Annotated in this window: 16 protein-coding genes and 2 tRNA genes; 5 read left to right on the top strand and 13 right to left on the bottom strand. The window is 68.7% G+C overall.

All coding sequences use genetic code 11. The annotated features are described in order from the left end of the window. Positions 1 to 9: 9 nt before the first annotated feature. From ACZ7M3_RS24240 to ACZ7M3_RS24215, 6 genes are all read right to left on the bottom strand, one after another. Positions 10 to 762 carry a class E sortase gene (locus tag ACZ7M3_RS24240; RefSeq protein WP_472065658.1) on the bottom strand — a complete coding sequence of 251 codons (753 nt, stop codon included), beginning with the start codon at positions 760 to 762 and terminating at the stop codon, positions 10 to 12. Between the two features lie 62 nt (positions 763 to 824). Next, positions 825 to 2096 (bottom strand): class E sortase, encoded by a 1272-nt coding sequence (locus ACZ7M3_RS24235; protein ID WP_472065657.1) that lies wholly within the window; start codon positions 2094 to 2096, stop codon positions 825 to 827. Next, positions 2093 to 2731, bottom strand: a complete 639-nt coding sequence (locus ACZ7M3_RS24230) for an aminodeoxychorismate/anthranilate synthase component II (RefSeq protein ID WP_067376619.1) — start codon at positions 2729 to 2731, stop codon at positions 2093 to 2095. The genes ACZ7M3_RS24235 and ACZ7M3_RS24230 overlap by 4 nt, the downstream gene beginning before the upstream one ends. Then, positions 2728 to 2889 (bottom strand): hypothetical protein, encoded by a 162-nt coding sequence (locus ACZ7M3_RS24225; protein WP_179436505.1) that lies wholly within the window; start codon positions 2887 to 2889, stop codon positions 2728 to 2730. Before ACZ7M3_RS24225 ends, ACZ7M3_RS24230 begins: the two co-directional genes overlap by 4 nt. A gap of 73 nt (positions 2890 to 2962) precedes the next feature. Continuing rightward, on the bottom strand, positions 2963 to 3706 hold the full coding sequence (locus ACZ7M3_RS24220) for a class E sortase (protein WP_472065910.1): 744 nt from the start codon (positions 3704 to 3706) through the stop codon (positions 2963 to 2965). 35 nt (positions 3707 to 3741) lie between these two features. Next, positions 3742 to 4521: a DUF881 domain-containing protein gene (locus tag ACZ7M3_RS24215; protein WP_095853674.1), complete on the bottom strand. Its 780-nt coding sequence runs from the start codon at positions 4519 to 4521 to the stop codon at positions 3742 to 3744. Between the two features lie 142 nt (positions 4522 to 4663). On the opposite strand from ACZ7M3_RS24215, the gene crgA reads away from it, so the two are divergent. Beyond that, entirely contained in the window at positions 4664 to 4918 is a 255-nt protein-coding gene (crgA, locus tag ACZ7M3_RS24210) for a cell division protein CrgA (RefSeq protein WP_054236413.1), read from the top strand. 264 nt (positions 4919 to 5182) lie between these two features. Here crgA and ACZ7M3_RS24205 read toward each other — a convergent pair whose 3' ends face one another. Next, entirely contained in the window at positions 5183 to 6094 is a 912-nt protein-coding gene (locus ACZ7M3_RS24205; protein ID WP_472065656.1) for a rhomboid family intramembrane serine protease, read from the bottom strand. Positions 6095 to 6269: 175 nt separating this feature from the next. After that, positions 6270 to 6803, bottom strand: a complete 534-nt coding sequence (locus ACZ7M3_RS24200) for a peptidylprolyl isomerase (RefSeq protein WP_472065655.1) — start codon at positions 6801 to 6803, stop codon at positions 6270 to 6272. A gap of 312 nt (positions 6804 to 7115) precedes the next feature. Here ACZ7M3_RS24200 and ACZ7M3_RS24195 point away from each other — a divergent pair, with 312 nt between their 5' ends. Further along, on the top strand, positions 7116 to 7811 hold the full coding sequence (locus ACZ7M3_RS24195; protein ID WP_472065654.1) for a DUF5324 family protein: 696 nt from the start codon (positions 7116 to 7118) through the stop codon (positions 7809 to 7811). Positions 7812 to 8280: 469 nt separating this feature from the next. On the opposite strand, the gene ACZ7M3_RS24190 is transcribed toward ACZ7M3_RS24195, so the two are convergent. Then, positions 8281 to 8353: transfer RNA gene (locus tag ACZ7M3_RS24190), tRNA-Ala, on the bottom strand. A gap of 182 nt (positions 8354 to 8535) precedes the next feature. On the opposite strand from ACZ7M3_RS24190, the gene ACZ7M3_RS24185 reads away from it, so the two are divergent. Further along, the gene (locus tag ACZ7M3_RS24185; RefSeq protein WP_095853678.1) at positions 8536 to 9084 is read left to right on the top strand and encodes a DNA-binding protein; all 549 of its coding nucleotides are present in this window, start codon (positions 8536 to 8538) and stop codon (positions 9082 to 9084) included. A 132-nt stretch (positions 9085 to 9216) separates the two neighbouring features. Further along, positions 9217 to 10749 (top strand): serine/threonine-protein kinase, encoded by a 1533-nt coding sequence (locus tag ACZ7M3_RS24180; RefSeq protein WP_472065653.1) that lies wholly within the window; start codon positions 9217 to 9219, stop codon positions 10747 to 10749. 38 nt (positions 10750 to 10787) lie between these two features. Here ACZ7M3_RS24180 and ACZ7M3_RS24175 read toward each other — a convergent pair whose 3' ends face one another. Then, positions 10788 to 12131: a hypothetical protein gene (locus ACZ7M3_RS24175; protein WP_472065908.1), complete on the bottom strand. Its 1344-nt coding sequence runs from the start codon at positions 12129 to 12131 to the stop codon at positions 10788 to 10790. A 226-nt stretch (positions 12132 to 12357) separates the two neighbouring features. Then, a complete protein-coding gene (locus tag ACZ7M3_RS24170; protein WP_003999697.1) occupies positions 12358 to 12486 on the bottom strand; it encodes a DLW-39 family protein in 129 nt (42 codons plus the stop codon). A 348-nt stretch (positions 12487 to 12834) separates the two neighbouring features. On the opposite strand from ACZ7M3_RS24170, the gene ACZ7M3_RS24165 reads away from it, so the two are divergent. Beyond that, a complete protein-coding gene (locus ACZ7M3_RS24165) occupies positions 12835 to 13188 on the top strand; it encodes a DUF6344 domain-containing protein (protein ID WP_472065652.1) in 354 nt (117 codons plus the stop codon). A gap of 380 nt (positions 13189 to 13568) precedes the next feature. On the opposite strand, the gene ACZ7M3_RS24160 is transcribed toward ACZ7M3_RS24165, so the two are convergent. Together ACZ7M3_RS24160 and ACZ7M3_RS24155 are read right to left on the bottom strand one after the other, a co-directional pair. Then, a tRNA-Ile gene (locus ACZ7M3_RS24160) sits at positions 13569 to 13645 on the bottom strand. Between the two features lie 112 nt (positions 13646 to 13757). Further along, positions 13758 to 14561 carry a DUF3566 domain-containing protein gene (locus tag ACZ7M3_RS24155; protein ID WP_472065651.1) on the bottom strand — a complete coding sequence of 268 codons (804 nt, stop codon included), beginning with the start codon at positions 14559 to 14561 and terminating at the stop codon, positions 13758 to 13760. Positions 14562 to 14565 lie beyond the last annotated feature (4 nt).

Below are 14565 nucleotides of genomic sequence, written 5' to 3'. Positions count from 1 at the left end.
CGGCCCGCCTCAGCCCAGTTCCTTCGGCGGCGTGCGCGCGCTGTCCACCTTCTGCACGCGCTCCAGCTCGCCCCACACGATGTAGCGGTACTCCGACGTGTAGACCGGCGTGCAGGTCGTCAGGGTGATGTAGTGGCCCGGCTTCGTCTTGCCCGACTGCTTCGGGAGCGTCTGGAGGACCTTGACGTTGTACTTCGAGGTCTCCGGGAGGATCGAGAAGACCTTGTAGACGTACCAGTCGTCCTTGGTCTCGAAGACGATCGGGTCGCCCTTCTTTATCTTGTCGATGTTGTGGAACTTGGCGCCGTGGCCGTCGCGGTGGGCGGCGAGCGTGAAGTTACCCGTCTTGTCCGTCATCGGCAGCGTCGCCTTGACGGGGTCGATGTAGTAGCCGGCGACACCGTCGTTGAGGACCTTCGTGGAGGTGCCCTTCTCGACCAGCACCTCGCCGTTCTTCATGGACGGAACGTGCAAAAAGCCGATGCCGTCCTTGGTGTCCAGCGCACCCGGGCCGCTCTTGTCCTGGGCCCAGTTGTCGCGGACCTTGTCGCCCTGCTTGTCGGCCTTGCGGTCCGCGACGACGTTCGTCCACCACAGCGAGTAGACGACGAACAGGGCGAGCACCAGGCCCGCGGTGATGAGGAGTTCACCCAGGATGCTGACCGCCATCGCGATCCGGCTCACTCCACGACGCCTCGGAGCGGCCGCCTCGGCGTCGGCCTCGGCCTCGGCGCGCTCGTCGTGGTCGGTCCTCGCTGCCACTGTGCATCTGCCCCGTCTGGTCTGTCTCAGGTTGTCTCACGTGCTGGTGCCCGACGGGGCTCCTATCCGAGGAGCGCGTCCGGCTTGCCCTTGCTGCGCGGGCGTTCCTCGACCATCTTGCCCCACACGATCATGCGGTACTTGCTGGTGAATTCCGGCGTGCAGGTGGTCAGTGTGATGTAGCGGCCCGGCGCCGTGAAACCGGACCCCTGGGGGACCGGATCCAGCACCTTCGTGTTCGACGGGGACGTCACCGGCAGGATCGACGTCATCTTGTAGACGAAGTAGTCGTCCTGGGTCTCGACCACGATGGAGTCGCCGGGCTTGAGCCGGTTGATGTACCGGAACGGTTCTCCGTGCGTGTTGCGGTGCCCCGCGAGACCGAAGTTGCCGGTCTTGGCGTCCGGCATCGCCGTCTTCAGGGCTCCCTCGCCGTAGTGACCCACCATTCCGCGGTCGAGGACCTTCGACTTGCTGGTGCCCTCCGCGATCGGAGCGACCACGTCCAGCTTCGGGATGTGCAGGATGGCGAAACCCTGCCCCGGCTCGAACGTCCCCGGACTTCGCTTGCCGCTCGCCCAGTCCTCCTGGAGGTGGTGCGCGGCACTGCCCGCCTGCTGGTGCGCCCGCACGTTCGACCACCACAACTGGTAGGTCACGAACAGCAGCATCAGGACGCCCGTGGTGATGAACACCTCGCCGATCAGCCGGCTGACGAGGACGGCCGCACCCGGCTTCTGCGCGCGCGCCGCCCGCCGGGCCTGAACACGGCTCAGCGGGGCCTCAGCGGCCCTCTCCGCCGACTCCACCGACTGCTGGGCACGCGGGGACTCCTGGGGTTCCTGAGCCCCTCCGTGGCGCCCGTGGCGCCGCGCCGCCTTGCGCCGCTCCGCACGACCCCCGGGAGCGGGCATCCCCTCGCTCGTGGCCCGACCCGCCAACTGCTCGGCCCTGCGCCGCGCCTCGGAGACCTCCGAGGCCCGCAACGCCACGGTCTCGTCGTCCAGCTTCGGAGCCGCGACGACCGGTTCGGCGTACACGGGCATGGGTCTGGTGGGCGGTGCGCCGTAGGCGGGAGCGGGATCCTGCGCACCTCCCGGCACCCCCTGCCAGTCGCGCGCGTACCCCTCGGGGCCGTCCACGGCGTACTGGTGCTGTCCCTGCCCGGACCACTCCTGGCCCGGCAGCGGATCGGTGAGCGGATCCGCGAGCTGCTCGACCGCGGCCTCGAACGCGCCGGGTCCCCCGTACGGCTGCTGCCCGTACGAGGACCCGTCGTCTCCGGTGCCGCCGTAGGCGGCGCCGGACTCGCGCTCGGGGCGCAGGGCGGTCACGCCGTGGCCCTGCCCACCACCGGGGCGAGCCCCACCGACCTCGCCACGGCACCCTGGTCGCCGCACTCCACCAACCAGTTGGCGAGCATCCGGTGACCGTGCTCGGTCAGCACCGACTCGGGATGGAACTGCACACCCTCGACCGGGAGTTCACGGTGGCGCAGCCCCATGATGATCCCGTCGTGGGTACGGGCGGTGACCTCCAGCTCGGCCGGGACGGTCTCCGGCTCGGCGGCCAGCGAGTGGTAGCGGGTCGCGGTGAAGGGGGACGGCAGCCCGGCGAAGACACCTCTGCCCTCGTGCTCCACCAACGACGTCTTGCCGTGCAGCAGCTCGGGCGCCCGGTCCACGACACCGCCGTACGCCACCTGCATCGACTGCATGCCGAGGCAGACGCCGAAGACGGGGACGCCCGTGTCCGCGCAGTGGCGCACCATGTCGACGCAGACGCCGGCCTGCTCGGGAGCGCCGGGGCCGGGTGACAGCAGTACGCCGTCGAATCCGTCCTGGGCGTGCGCGGTCGAGACCTCGTCGTTGCGCAGCACCTCGCACTCGGCGCCGAGCTGGTACAGGTACTGGACCAGGTTGAAGACGAAGCTGTCGTAGTTGTCGACGACGAGAATCCGCGCGCTCACTGGTTGTCCACCGTCACATCGTTGAAGGGGAGCAGCGGTTCGGCCCACGGGAAGACGTACTGGAAGAGTACGTAGACCACCGCGAGGACGAGCACGAGTGAGATCAGCGCCTTCACCCATGCGTTACCCGGCAAATGCCGCCAGATGAAGCCGTACATGCTGTCCCTTCCGTCGCATCACGGCACCAGAGCCACGCCCTACACCATCGGACCCACGCCGTACGGGACCAGACTAACGGCGTAGCGCCTGAGGTTTCCCGGCCTCCACGGGCTGCGTGGAATCCAGGTGGGCCCAGACGATCAGCCGATGGCTGTGTCCCCACTCCGGATCGCACGTGGTCAGCGTGAGATAGCGGCCCGGAGCCGTGTACCCGGACTTACGTGGCACAGGATCGATCACCTCAACGTCCGTGGGCACTGTTTTGTAGGGGCCTTTGTCGATCCGATACGTGAACCAGGTCGTCCCGTCGGTCAGCACCACCGCGTCCCCCCTGCGCAGCTGGGGAAAGTCCTTGAACGGGTCGCCGTACGTGCGCCGGTGCCCCGCGACGGCGAAGTTCCCCTCCTGCCCGAGCTGAGCCGTGCCCCGGTAATGCCCGAGCCCCTTCTGCAGGACGCTCGTGCCGGTGCCTTCGAGTACGGGCTTGTTCCACGTGAAACCAAGACGGGGGATGTACATCACCGCGAAGGGCTTGCCGTAGGCGTAGGGGCCCGGGGCCTTCGGGCTCTCGGTCGTTGTCGCCGTCGGCGTCTTCGGGTTCCCGGTTGTCGGGGTGGTGGTCGGGGTGCTCGGAGGCGCCTTCGACTGCTGCGCGACCGATCCCTTCGACCACTGCTTCTGGAGCTGGTCGATCTGGTGGTTCATCTCGCTGTCGGCCTTCACGCCCGTCCAGAACAGGACGTAGACCACGAAGAGCACGATGAGTGTGCCGATGGTGATGCACAGTTCGCTCACTGTCCGGACGAGCACTCGCACCGACACGGGACCCCCAGCGGCAGCTGCTTCACCCACTACTCCACAGGTTTTGCGTAGTGGAGATCCACTGTGCCCGAGTAGCCGGGAAGAGTCACCGTCCCGTTCTCCTCGACTTTCCAGCCGAGCCCGTAGACGTTGACGTACACCATGTAGTTCTGGATCGCCGGAGAGTCGGCGAGGGCCTTCTGGAGCTTCTGGGGGTCACCGATCGCGGTGATCTTGTACGGGGGCGAGTAGACCCGGCCCTGGAGGATCAGGGTGTTTCCGACGCAGCGCACGGCGCTGGTGGAGATCAGCCGCTGGTCCATCACCTTGATGCCCTGGGCGCCACCCAGCCACAGGGCGTTCACCACGGCCTGCAGGTCCTGCTGATGGATGACCAGGTAATCGGGCTGTGGCTCGGGGTAACCGGGCAGCTTGGCCGTGGCGTTCGGCGGTGCGTCGTTGAGGGTGACCGTGACGGCCTTGCCCTTGAGCTTCTGGGTGCCGGTGTTCTTCTCCAGCGCGGCGAGCTTGGCGGTGTCGGCCTCGCTGCCGCCGTTCTCCCGCCCGGCGAGCGTGTCGACCTCGTCACGCAGGACGCCGTTGGACTCGTCCAGCGACGCGTTCTTGTGGCTGCGCTCCTGGATGAGGTCGGAGAGCTTCAGCAACGACGCGTCCGTGCGGATATTGGTGCCCTTGGCCGTGTTGAAGCTGGTGAAGAAAATCAGCCCGGCGAGCGCGAAGACGGCGACGGTGAGTACACGTACGGGCCGGAATCGGCGCGTAACGGCAGGACTCGAACCCGTCCCGGGGGAGTCGGCAGAATTGCTCAACGTACCCTTATCTCCTTCGGCGCCGCGGAAGCACTACGCTAACGGACGCCCGGGGGAGCGCTCAGTGTCCCCTTGTACGCTGCCCCGGAGCCCGCCCCAGTTCCCTGCGCGGCCACGCAGCGCATCGACAGGAGAGACCCTCGTGCCGAAGTCACGTATCCGCAAGAAGGCCGACTACACGCCGCCCCCGGCGAAGCAGGCGACCAACATCAAGCTGACCAGCCGCGGCTGGGTCGCACCCGTCATGCTGGCCATGTTCCTCATCGGCCTCGCCTGGATCGTCATCTTCTACGTGACGGACGGCTCGCTGCCCATCGACGCCCTCGGCAACTGGAACATCGTGGTCGGCTTCGGCTTCATCGCGGCGGGATTCGGCGTCTCCACGCAGTGGAAGTAGCTCTGCCCAGGGTTATCCACTGAGTTATCCACAAGAGTTTTCCACAGGTGGAAAACTAAGACGATCTGTGGATAACTCATCCGGGGTTGACGCCGGTGTGACTGACCTACCGGGATCCGCAAACCTGTTCGCCCCCTGTCCGACCTGCGAAAACTCGGGTCAGTGACAGGGGGCACAGCTGTTCCCACACAGCGTGCACAAGATCCGCCACGGTCTGTGGACAACACCGCTCTCCCAGGCTTCTCAGGTGAGCCGAGCGGTACCTCAGGTGAGCTGAGCCGTCCTGACCAGCGTCGCGACGACCACCGCGGCCAGAACCACGGCACACACCCCGTACTGGATCAGGGCCCGTCGCTCGCGCGGGGCGTGGACCATGGCGTAACCGACGACGACACCGCCGACGAGTCCGCCGATGTGGGCCTGCCAGGCGATGTTGCTCCACCCGAAGGTGAAGATCAGGTTGATCACCAGCAGGGCGATCACGGGTCGCATGTCGTAGTTGAGCCGGCGCATCAGGACGGCGGTCGCGCCGAAGAGGCCGAAGATCGCGCCGGAGGCGCCGAGCGAGGCCTCATCAGGGCCGGCGAGGAGGTAGCTGAGTGCGCTGCCCGCGAGGCCCGAGACGAAGTAGAGGGTGAGATAGCGGGCACGGCCGAGGGCCGCTTCCAGGGGGCCGCCGATCCACCACAGGCTGAGCATGTTGAACAGAATGTGGATATAGCTGCCGTGCAGGAACATCGCCGTCAGCATGCGGTACCACTGGCCCTCCGCGACGCCCTCGACCGAGCCGAGCAGCGGGACGTACGCGCGGCCGATGAGGTCGAAGCTGTCGGTGAAGCGGTCGCCCACCGACAGCTGGACCAGGAAGACGGCGAGGTTGAGCCCGATCAGGATCTTGGTGACGAGCCGGGGGTCCGCGGTGACGGTGCCGCCCGCGAGGGTGCGGGGCTGCGAGGCCGACGACGCGTGGCCCGTACCGGAGCCGGCGCGGACGCACTCGGGGCACTGGAAGCCCACGGAGGCGCTGATCATGCACTCGGGGCAGATGGGGCGTTCGCAGCGGGTGCAGCGCACGCCGGTTTCGCGATCCGGATGCCGGTAGCAGGTGGGCAGGGCCTGGGCGTCCTGATGTCCCTGGTCCTGCGGGCCCTGCGGGTTGCCTGGCGCCTGGTCCATGGGGTCCCCTCAATCCGGTCGTACGCAATGCACCGCCCCGCCCATCCTTACGGATGAGCGGGGCGTTTGGTTCCCTGCGCGAGCCCTCGGGACCTTCGGGTCCTCGGGCCTCAGCCTTCGTCTCAGCCTTCGCGGGGTTCGGCCCTCGCGGGTCTCAGTCCTCGCGGGGCGGGTCTCAGCTCTTGCGGGTCTCGACGACGACCGACTCGATGACGACGTCGTTGACCGGGCGGTCGGTGCGCGGGTTGGTCTGGGCGCTCGCGATGGCGTCCACGACCTTCTGGCTGGCCGCGTTGGTGACCTCGCCGAAGATGGTGTGCTTGCGGGTCAGCCAGGCCGTCGGGGAGACGGTGATGAAGAACTGCGAGCCGTTGGTACCGGGGCCGGCGTTGGCCATGGCCAGCAGGTACGGCTTGTCGAAGGCGAGCTCCGGGTGGAATTCGTCCTCGAACTGGTAACCGGGGCCGCCGGTGCCGTTGCCCAGCGGGTCACCGCCCTGGATCATGAATCCGCTGATCACCCGGTGGAAGACCGTGCCGTCGTAGAGCTTGTCGGTGGACTTCTCACCCGTCTCCGGGTTGATCCACTCACGCTCGCCCGTGGCAAGCTCGACAAAGTTCCGGACCGTCTTGGGCGCGTGGTTCGGCAGCAGCCGGACTTCGATGTCGCCTTGGTTGGTCTTCAGGGTGGCGTAAAGCTGCTCAGCCACGATCTGCCTTCCGTTGCCTTCTTTTGACCCCCCGATCCTCGCACGGACCGGGCCGCTCGTCGCTCGACCACCACCTCCGAGCGAATATCCGGGGTCGCCCTTGCGGAAATACCGTCGAGTCCTTGCGTGCACGGGACGCGAAGCGACGATCCGTGGCATTGTCGGCGACAAGCACCTGTTGCCCCGTATGCCCTATCTCGCATGCCTCGCGGCCCCTCGGGGGGCATGATCTCGAACAGGGCGGAAAGGTGAACCGTGCCCCCTTTGGGGTACTCGAACGCCCACGTACGCCACCGAGGAGGAGGAAAACCCGTGACCCGCATTGACAGCGTGCGCGCCGCGACCGGCTCGGCGAAGGACAGCGTGCTGCACGCCGCGGAAGTGGTGGCGCCTTACGCCGACACGGCCAAGGACCGGGCCTCGTACTACGCGAACGAGGCACTCGTACGGCTCGCGCCCAAGGTGTCGCTGGCCGCAGAACAGGCCCGCGTCCAGTACGGCGCCCATCTCGCGCCGCGCCTTGAACAGGCCCGTACGCATGTGCCGCCGAAGGTCGACCAGGCCGCCGTCCGTACCCGGCAGGCGGCCGTGCAGGCCGCCGAGTACACCAGGCCGAGGATCGAGCAGGCGGTGGCCGCGGCCCAGCCTGTACGTGAGGAGGCCGCATCACGCGGTGTGGCGGCGATCGCCGCGCTGCGCGGCCAGGTCTCGCCCCAGGAGATCCAGAAACTGGTCCGCAAGCACGAGCGGCGTGCGAAAGCCGGCCGCGTCGCCAAGGGGCTGCTCGTTCTGGGGATTCTCGCGGGCGGTGCCTTCGCCGCCTGGAAGTGGTGGGACAAGCAGGCCAACCCCGACTGGCTGGTCGAGCCGCCCGCCGCGACGGAGGTGCCCGAGACGGGCCGTCTGTCCTCGGTCGACGGCACCGGCCTGTCCGACCTGGACCCCGAGGTCCAGGCCAAGCAGGCCAAGCAGGCCGAGGAGGAGGCGGACCGCGACGACCGCCGCTGACCCCGGACCAGGGAAACGAGCCCTGAGCAAGGGCAACAACATCGCCGTGGGGCAGGAGACTTGAGAGTCTCCTGCCCCACGGCGATGTTTCACGTGGAACCAGCGGAACCGGCGGAGTGGGACCGAACGACGGACCCGTGGGCGCGGCACGCAAACAAGCCGCTTTACGTCTTCCGCCACGATGCCGTTTGCAACGACCGATGCTCACAACATCCACACAGACCCTCTTCACCCTGTGCATTGCCATGATTACGCATATCTGCTTGTAGCAGCTCACGGGATGCTTCGACGGCGGCGCAGATCGCCCCCGTGCCGCGTCGGCCACCGGCGGGGCACCATCGACGCCCGCACGCAAGCCGATCGTTTGCGCAAACAACTGCAACGACTGCGAAGCCTGCCGCGTGACTCAGGTCACCGAAAAACAAGAACCGGCCAGCCGCCTCGAAGGGCGTCTGACCGGTCCGGTATGTGGAGCCTAGGGGAGTCGAACCCCTGACATCTGCCATGCAAAGACAGCGCTCTACCAACTGAGCTAAGGCCCCGGAAGACAGGCGTCCGGCCGGTGGAATCGGATACCGGAGGGCGCCGGAGACCAGAGTACCGGGTCACCCCCGGGATCTCGCAAAAAGATTGGGGGTCCCCGTGGGCGACCACTCTCCGTAAGATGCTCGACGTGGTTCGCGACAGCGAACCGCCGTATTTGGGGAAGCGATGGGGAGACGCAATGGACGCTGCACAGCAGGAAGCAACCGCAAGAGCCCAAGAGCTCCAGCGGAACTGGTACGGAGAGCCACTGGGGGCGCTCTTCCGTAGGCTCATAGAGGATCTGGGCCTCAACCAGGCGCGTCTTGCCGGGGTGCTGGGACTTTCCGCGCCCATGCTGTCGCAGCTGATGAGCGGTCAGCGTGCCAAGATCGGCAATCCGGCGGTGGTCCAGCGCGTGCAGCTGTTGCAGGACCTGGCGGGGCAGGTCGCGGACGGCAGCGTCAGCGCCGCCGAGGCGACCGAGCGCATGGACGAGATCAAGAAGTCGCAAGGGGGCTCGGTGCTCAGCAACACCACACAGTCGACGAGCAGTTCAGGCGCGCCCACGGTGAAGCGGGTGGTCCGCGAGATCCAGTCGCTGCTGCGCTCCGTGGCAGCCGCGGGGGACATCATCGACGCGGCCGACACCCTCGCCCCGACCCACCCGGAACTGGCAGAGTTCCTCCGGGTGTACGGCGCCGGCCGCACCTCCGACGCGGTCGCGCACTACCAGTCGCACCAGAACTGAGCCGACGGCCCGGCCGCCGCACACCCGGCGCCGGGGGCTCAGGACGCCGTCCGGCTCCGCACCTCGGGCCGCCGGGCGTCTCAACGGGGGGCCTGCGCCGGACCGACCGCCGAAGGGGAGCGACGCACGACCATGGGTGAGGTCTTCGCCGGACGCTACGAACTGGTCGACCCGATCGGCCACGGGGGAGTCGGTGCGGTCTGGCGCGCCTGGGACCAGCGGCGGCGCCGTTATGTGGCCGCCAAGGTGCTCCAGCAGAGCGACGCGCACGCGCTGCTGCGCTTCGTGCGGGAGCAGGCGCTGCGGATCGACCATCCACATGTGCTCGCGCCGGCCAGCTGGGCCGCCGACGACGACAAGGTCCTGTTCACCATGGACCTGGTGGCCGGGGGCTCCCTGGTCCACCTGGTCAACGACTACGGCCCGCTGCCGCTCCCGTTCGTCTGCACCCTGCTCGACCAGCTCCTCTCGGGAGTCGCCGCGGTACACGCGGAGGGCGTCGTGCACCGTGACATCAAGCCCGCCAACATCCTGCTCGAAGCGACCGGTACGGCCCGTCCACGACTGCGGCTGTCCGACTTCGGCATCGCGATGCGACTGGGCGAGCCGCGGCTGACCGAGACCAACTACGTGGTCGGAACGCCCGGTTACTTCGCTCCCGAGCAGATGATGGGCGCCGAGCCGGACTTCCCCGCCGATCTGTTCGCCGTCGGGCTGGTCGCCCTCTACCTGCTCGAAGGGGCCAGACCCGATGCCAAGGCCCTGATCGAGTACTTCGCGGAGAACGGCACGCCGGCCGCTCCCCAGAGCATCCCCGAACCGCTGTGGCAGGTCGTGGCCACGCTGTTGCAGCCGGACCCGCGGGCGCGGTTCCGCACCGCGACCGGGGCACGCAAGGCGCTGGCCTCCGCCACCGAGCTGCTGCCCGAGCCCGGCCCCGACGACGAGCTGGTCGAGGTCTTCGACCAACTCGGTCCGCTTCCCACGGGGTTCGGCCCGCAAGGGCCGCTCAGGGCGACCACGCCACGCGCCGCGGAGAACGCGGCTTCGTGGTCCGGCTCTGCCTCCGCCACCGGCTCCGGCACCACTTCTGGCACGGCGTCCGGCGCTGCCTCCGGCGCCGCCACCGGTTCCGGCCCCCACGACTCGAGGCCGTGGCGTCACGATTCCGGGGCGCTGTCCGAGGAGCCCGTCTCCGGTGCCGCGTGGGCGGATCGTTCCTCCGGGGGCGTATGGCCTGCGTCCGACTCGGGTGGCGTACGACACGAGGCCGCCCCCGCCGCCGTACGACACGAGCCCACTCCCGGCGCCGCACCATCGCAGCCCGCGCCCGACGCCACACCCCCGCAGCCGTCCACCATGTCGGACACCGGCAGCTTCCACCTGCCGCCACCACAGCCACGGCCCCAGTCCTTGTGGCAGCACGATCAGCCGCCCACTCCCCCCACCTCGGTCGTGCTGCCGGTGCCGGCCCCCACCCACGCCCCGCCGTTCGACCACACGCCCGTGCAGCCGCCCTCCCTCGTACGGCCCGCGGATCCGACCACCGCGACGCGTCAGCACGCGCAGCCCCGCCCCGGACCGCCCGCGAAGGTGGCCGTCCCGGTGCTGCTCCTCGCGCTGGCCTGTTTCGCGGTGGGCTTCTGGGCGCTGACCCAGATCTGAGCTCCGGTGCCCGTAGGCCCTGTCCCCCCTTGACGGGCCTACCAGCCGCGCGGCGTCGCCCGCCGTCGTGCGGCCACCGTCCACACCCCGAGCGCCAGTACCAGGACGGTCCCGGTGCCGATACCGCCCACGGCGACCAGCTTCATGGTGGTGGCGTCGTCACTCCCGCCGCTTCCGGCAGGCGCCATCCCACCCGTGGCCGGCACGGAGTCACCGGTCCCGGAGTCGAACACGTCCTGCGGTACGGCCCGCCCCGCGTACGCCGGGCCGGTCTGCGCGGCACCGTCCACCCGTACACGCAGGGTCAGTCCGAACGGCCCGTCGCCGAACTTGTCGGCGACCTGCGCCGCGAGGTGTACGACAAGGTAGTACGAACCGGCGAACCGCATGCCGCTGGTCCGGTCGTTGAAGGCGTAGCGGTTGTCGTACTCGACGGGCGGCAGCGGATCCAGGGCGGCCGACCGCTGGCTGCCGTCGTATCCCGCGCCCACGTCGGTGACGAGTCCGCGCACGGGGTTGTAGAGGGACATGACGAGAGCCGTGCCCATGAATCCCTCACCGCCGCTCGAACTGCCGAGTTCGGCGGTGGCGTGGAACTGCTGTCCCCAGTCGACCGGCACCTTGTAGAAGAGCGTCTGCCCGGGGCTGATCCCGTCCTTCCAGACTCCCTGTTCGAGGGCGCCGGCCGTGGTGAACCCCGCGCCGCCCCGGCGTGGCCGTGCGTCCCCCTGGAGGGCTTCGGGCGAGGCGGAGTTCCAGGTCTCGGGGGCACTGGTCGAACCCGCCCTCTTCAAGCGGGGCTCCGACACATAGCTCAGTTCGAGGTCCCAGGCGTCGGGGGAGGAGGGCGGGGAGGCCGGAGAGACGGGTGCCGCGGTGCGCTCGACGACCACGTAGTACGTTCCGGCCCCCTGGCAGGCGTACTTGCCGGGGCCGATCTCGCGCGACGCCCAGGCGGCGATGGGGTGGGGGCTCTGGGAGGCGCCGAAGTGGGCGGTCGTGGAGGAGGAACAGCTGCCGCTGTTGCCGTCCTGCACGGAGACCTTGACGCCGTCGGAGTAGGCGACCTCGGCGCCGGGCCTGGGGACGGCGGTGGCGGCGATGTACGCGTTGGAGGTGGCGTCGAGCTCCAGGCGGTAGTAGAGCTTGCCGTCCTTGCCGAGGGAACTGCGGTACGTCCCGCCGGGCTCCAGCCGTACGGCGTCCGTGGTGCCCGTGGCGCCCTGGACCGTCGTGGCGTCCTGGGCGAAGGCGTACGGCTTCGGTGTGCCGGTCTCGGCTGCCGCGGCGGGCCGCCCGGGCAGGGCCGCCGTCGCGCACAAGACCGTTGCCACGATCGCGAGCGGCCGACCGCCGTGCCACCATGCCGTGCGCCGCCCCATCACGCGCCACCCCTCGTCGTCGCCCCGGACCGTGGCCCATCCTGCCCCGCCGGTCACGGAGCCACCCCCGCTATCCGTACAAGCGGCCGAAACGACGCACCCAAAGGCCGATACCTTCGCTTACGCAATCAATTCGTTCACTGAAGCGAATTCAGGATGAATCGGGGCAATACAAAACCCCGACCGCAAGGGCGGCCGGGGTCTGATCTGAGACTGGTGTCGATTCTCACGAACCCGTGGGCACGGAGTCAGTCGCCTCCGTCCACAGATCCTGCTCGGCGCGATCCGCCTGGATCTGGCGGTACACGAGGAGCCCGCCGATGGCGGCCAGTGCGACCAGGAGAAGCTTCTTCACCGCGCGACCTCGTCTTTCGTTGACGTAGGGGACCTCTGGCGCCCGACTATACACACCGACCGATATCGATCGGTGACCTGCATCGGCCCCCAACTGCCGCCCGGCGGAGAGCAGTAGGAGCGGATCCGGCCGCTCCGACCACGGTCGTATCGCAGGGTGATCACACCTCACGTACAGCGACTTCCAGCACCCTCTCGTACCTTCCAGGCACTTTTCTGCCCTCTTGCGTCCATCCGAGTGGTGTTGATCTGAACATCGACGCGCCACGGGCGTCGGTCCACCACTTCGCAGCCCGCATACACATCATGAGGAAAGTACGCAAATCGCCTGACCCGAAAGTGAGGGGCCATGACCCAGAACAAGGTCATGAAGCTGTGGACCGCCATCGTCACCGCCTTCGTCGCGCTGTGCACGGCGCTCGGTTTCATCACGACCACCGCGGCCGCGGCCGTACCGCAGGCCGAAGCGACGCGCAACAGCACGGTCTCCACGACAGTGCCGACGATCTCTCCCTGGGTCGGTCCACACAGCCGGGCCCTGCCCCCCACGATGAAGCAACGCATCCGCGCCGAGGCCCACGGCTCCTCACCGAGCTGCCGGCACCGCCCGCCGACCGAGGCCACCGAGGCCGCTCTGGCCGATCTCGCGTCGCTCTACGCCCCTGAGCCCCACACCGAGCCCGAGACCCGCCTGCAGCGCTGACAGACGCGGCTCCGCCTCATCCCCCAGCCCCTCTCCCCCGACGTAGCGGCGAACTTGCGTACACCGCACTCACGGATCCGAAGGCCCGGCACCTCGAAAGAGCTGCCGGGACTTCGCCATGTCCGGCACCTCGCCCTGTCCGGCACACCAGCCACGCCGTGGGCCTGCTGGGCGAGCCCGGCCCGCACCGAGAAGTACGCGGCGTCGACGCTGATCGGCATGGCGCTGTTCGTCTTTGCGGGGGCCGGATTCGCCTCCCGGGCGAACTCCACCGGCCGACCCGGTGCGGCGCTCTGCGCAATCATCGCTTTCCCGAGCCCACACTGATGTCAGCCGTGGATGCCAAAACCCCCGGGTGTGATCACCCGGGGGTTTTTGGTTGGTGGGGCTAACAGGATTTGAACCTGTGGCCTCATCCTTATCAGGGATGCGCTCTAACCAACTGAGCTATAGCCCCGCCGCGCTCTGCGGTGTGTGTCCCGCGCGCTGACCTCTGAAGATTAGCGCACGACGCGGCCAGTCCCAAAATCGGTATCCCAGGCCTCCTGGCCGGGCCCGACGAGCTGCTGTTACTCGTCCTCGGCGAGGGTCAGTTCAATACCGCCGACGAAGCCCGCGGAGAGGTTGTAGATGAACGAGCCGAGCGTCGCGAGCGCCGTGGCGAGCACGACGTCGATGACCGCGATGATCGACGTGAACATCAGGACGTGCGGCAGGGAGAGGAACGACTGCAGGTCGAAGCCGTTCGACTCGTTCGAACCCGTCGCCTCGGAGATCGTGCCGCCGACCGTCGAGAAGACGCCCATCGCGTCCAGGACCATCCACAGCACTGCCGCCGCCACGATCGTGCAGATGCCGAGCGCGATGGAGAGCAGGAAACTGACCTTCATCACCGACCAGGGGTCGGTCTTGGCCACCCGCAGCCGCGCCTTGCGGGTGCGGGGCGCGGTGCGCGCTCCGGTCCGCGGCCGGCGTACGGCGCCGGACGGCGTCTGAGCCGGGTACGCCTGCGGCGGGTGGTACGGCTGCGCGGGCTGCTGCGGCTGCCGTTCCCCCGGCAGCGCGGAGCCGGCCTCGGGTGCTGCCCCGGCAGGGGCCGCCGAAGCGGTCGAACCGGCCGAAGGAGCCCCCGGTGGGGCCGCCGAAGCGGGCGCCGCACCAGGCGCCGCACCGGGCGCGGCCTTGGTCCTTGCCGGACCGGCCGCCGCCGGGCCCGCTCCGGCCGCGTACTGCTGGGCCTGCGGGCCTCGGGTGTCCGTCACAGTTCCCCCCTGGGATCCATGAGAGTCATGGGAGTCAGCCGCCTCCGCGGCGGAGCCACGGCCGCCGTCCGTATCCGTACCGGTCGATCCGGCGCCCGTGGCTCCGCTCACGATG

The sequence above is a fragment of the Streptomyces sp. NPDC111656 genome, assembly GCF_055656965.1.
This window is presented reverse-complemented; position numbering and strand designations above follow the sequence as displayed.